This is a genomic window from Methanobrevibacter sp., assembly GCF_045116495.1.
GTDB lineage: Archaea > Methanobacteriota > Methanobacteria > Methanobacteriales > Methanobacteriaceae > Methanocatella.
Genome location: NZ_JBGULU010000173.1, coordinates 1 through 3,303, shown reverse-complemented (window position 1 = coordinate 3,303; position 3,303 = coordinate 1). Strand labels below are relative to the sequence as shown.

The 3,303-nt window shown below is 33.2% G+C and carries 5 protein-coding genes; 4 read left to right on the top strand and 1 reads right to left on the bottom strand.

The window, feature by feature from the left end:
• Positions 1-319, top strand: a 319-nt coding sequence (locus ACJMLH_RS09420) for a hypothetical protein (RefSeq protein ID WP_405277038.1), incomplete at its 5' end; no start/stop codon positions are given.
• Here ACJMLH_RS09420 and ACJMLH_RS09415 read toward each other — a convergent pair.
• Positions 309-638: a hypothetical protein gene (locus ACJMLH_RS09415; protein WP_405277036.1), complete on the bottom strand. Its 330-nt coding sequence runs from the start codon at positions 636-638 to the stop codon at positions 309-311. The two genes, ACJMLH_RS09420 and ACJMLH_RS09415, sit on opposite strands and share 11 nt — an antisense overlap.
• Positions 639-701: 63 nt before the next feature.
• On the opposite strand from ACJMLH_RS09415, the gene ACJMLH_RS09410 reads away from it, so the two are divergent.
• The 3 genes from ACJMLH_RS09410 to ACJMLH_RS09400 all read left to right on the top strand — a co-directional run.
• Positions 702-1,052 carry a hypothetical protein gene (locus ACJMLH_RS09410; protein ID WP_405277034.1) on the top strand — a complete coding sequence of 117 codons (351 nt, stop codon included), beginning with the start codon at positions 702-704 and terminating at the stop codon, positions 1,050-1,052.
• 165 nt (positions 1,053-1,217) lie between these two features.
• The gene (gene ahaH / locus ACJMLH_RS09405) at positions 1,218-1,532 is read left to right on the top strand and encodes an ATP synthase archaeal subunit H (RefSeq protein ID WP_405277032.1); all 315 of its coding nucleotides are present in this window, start codon (positions 1,218-1,220) and stop codon (positions 1,530-1,532) included.
• Positions 1,533-1,543: 11 nt separating this feature from the next.
• On the top strand, positions 1,544-3,303 hold a 1,760-nt coding region (locus ACJMLH_RS09400; protein ID WP_405277030.1), incomplete at its 3' end, for a V-type ATP synthase subunit I.

The window sequence follows — 3,303 nt, the reverse complement described above, 5'->3', positions numbered from 1 at the left end:
TGCAGATAATTCAAAGGAAATGGAGAGTATTTCTGATGAATTATCTCAAAAAAAATTTAAAATTTTGGAAAGGGATGAAAATTATATTCTGATGTGTAAAAGGAGATATGGAAATATTCTAATCCAGGTTGTTTGTTTAATTTTGGCTTTGTCATTTTTCTGGGCATTTATAATTTTCAATTTGGCGTATTTTACATATTCCTATCTTTGGGCATCACCAACTGTGCTGATAACCACAGAAAAAGTGTCTGATGTAGGCGAACCTTTGGAATTCAACACTATGGATGAAGTATTAACCAAAGCCACAGCTATTTTATGATTTCATCAACAGTATATTCTTCTATTTTTCTTATTACTAATGGGGTTTCTGCGTTAATGTATTCAGATTCCTCACCTATTTTTGCGTTAATGAATACTTCATTGACGCTGGACTCATTAAATAATGATTCAATATCAGAAATGAATTTCTCATAGTCATTCTGCACTTTCTCATCACTGAATCCCAAACGGGGAATCTCCTCTGTCCAGATATCGCTTCCTGGAGAGAATTTTTTATCACGGATTTCACCATCTTTAATTTCACTGTCCAATGTTAGTGAAAAATTTTTGTTAAGAATTATCCAAACTGCACGCTCCATGTTAATCATTTTGAATATAATGGTATAAATAATAGAAAGTTTAAATTAAAATTAAGTGTTATTATGGCAAATGTTAAAATGTTTAAATTATTAGGTGTAATGTTGGCTTTGGCATTAATCGTTTGGGGAATAGCTCCTTTTTTAAGACACCAACCAATAACAAATGATATTCTTGTTACCTCAATCATATTTGTTTTAATTGGTGTTGCTTATATGATTATCTTATATAATCCAAGCTGGACCAAAGCAGTATTTTTCTTTGAAGGTATCATTATTGCTGTTGCAGGGTATATGATATTGGATTATCCCTACAATATGGAACTTGTTATAGTGGGTTTGATTATCATTGCAATTGCTGTGCTTGCTTATATGCAGAAGTTACCGCCTAGTATATTGAAATGGTTCTACAGATAACTTATTTATCGTTTATTTATTTTTTTTTATTATTTTTTTATCTAAATTTTATTTTTTGAATACTTTTTTTTATTTAAATTTAAATTTCAGCTATTTTTACAAATATTAAATAGTAAAAGATATATATATTGCTCAACAAAAATAAGTACACCATGGTGATTAATTATGGCAGAGATATCAGACGCAATCGCAATGATAAAAAAAGCTGAATCTGATGCTGAACAACTTATTGTTGATTCAGAGTCTCAATCAAAAGATTTAATTTCTGAATCAAGATTAAAAGCTGAAGAAATTATTTCCGAAGCTAAAATCGCAGCAGAAGAAGAAGCTAAAAATACTGTTTTTGATGCAGAAGATAAGGCTAAAAAAGAAGCACAAACAATTGCTGAGCAGTCTAAAGGAGAGGTAAAAGCCTTGAAAGACAAAGCTATGGCAAATGTTGATGAAGCTGCTTCAATTATTGTCAAAAATATTTTGTAGTGTGAGATTATATGTTCAAGACAGCTAGAATGCGAAAAATTAGAATTGTTACACTGGAAAAGTATGTAACTCCTACAGTGGATGCTCTCCACGAATCAGGACTCATACAAGTCAGTGATATTTCTGAAAGCATTCAGCAAGATCCTGAATTAGCGGAATTAGTAGCTCCTGCAAAAGCTACTCCATACACAGGTAAATTATCTTCACTTCTTATGAAAACAAATGGTATATCTGAACTATTGGGAGATTCTTTATCAGAAGGCCATGGGTTAAAAGATACTTTAATGTCTTTTATTAGTCCAGACATGCCAGTTCAAAAAGAAGTAGAGGCTTTAGATACTGAAGCTTTCATTGAAAAAGCTGAAGATACTTTAGCTCAAGTGGAAAGTAAAACAAGCGTTATTGAAGGAAAACTAGCCGCACTCGACGCTGAAACAAGTGAACTACAGTCTAATAAAAGTTTGGCTAATCGCTTATCAAATTTTGACATGGATTTAGCTCTTTTAAAGGATTCTAAGTACACTTCTACTACTGTTGGTAGGATTAACGCTGAATCTGCTTCAGAAATCAAAAATGAATTAAGTAACTTGACAGACGAATTAGAAGTATTTACTGTTCCTATGGATGATAAAGAAGGAGAAATTATCACTGTAGTAACATTAAAAGAATTTAGTGATGATGTTTATTCAACACTTCGTAAATTCGACTTTGAGAAAATTGAAGTAGGTGATGTTGAAGGAACCCCTCAACATATTATTTCAAAAGCTGATTCTAGACTACTGACCATTGAATCCGAACGTGCTGCTGTTAAAAAAGATTTAAGAGCAGTTGCTGAACAATGGGACGATGAGATATTGGCTCTCAAAGAACAATTAGAAAATGAAAAAGAAAAGAACGAAATCCTTTCATCATTTGTTCAAACTAAAGATGCTTATGTACTTGAAGCATGGGTGCCTGTCAAAGACACTGAAAAAGTAGAACAATTGGTTGAAAAAAGTTCTGACGGACATTGTGCCTTTGAAACAATAGAGGTTGAAGGTACAGATGATGAAAATGTTCCAGTTTTACAACAAAACGGATGGTACTCAAAACCTTTCGAGTATCTTGTAGACATGTACTCACCGGTACGTTATAATGCTATTGACCCAACAATATTTGTTGCAATAACATTCCCATTCTTCTTCGGTTTCTGTTTAACCGATGCAGTTTATGGTTTATTAGTAGCCGCTATTGGTGTAGTATTATTAAAAGGTCTTGGAAAAGTCAAAGAATCTATGCATTCATTTGGTTGGATTTTAATTTGGTCAGGTTTATGGGCAGTTATACTGGGTCTGATTACCAATGGTTTTATTGGGGACTTCCCGGAAAGAATAGCTGGTTTCCGTTTACCAACTGTATTCGCACCTGTTGAAGCATTTAAACATCCTGAAACTATTTTAGTAATAGCTATTGCTATTGGTTTATTATATGTCAATATCGGATTTGTATTAGGTGCTATTAACAACTTAAGATACGGAAGGACTAAAGAGGCTATCGGATCTCAACTTTGTTGGTTTGTATTTGAAGCCGGTATTGCCTTAATTGCATTAGGATACGTCATGCCTGCAATAGGTATGATTGGAATGGCATTAGGTGGAGTATTAGTTCTTGTCACTATTGGATTGTTAATTTGGGCTAACGGTGCTTATGGTGTAATGGATATCTTCGGATTTATGGGAGATGTTTTATCCTTTGCTCGTCTTTTAGCATTATGTTTAGCTACCGGTGGTAT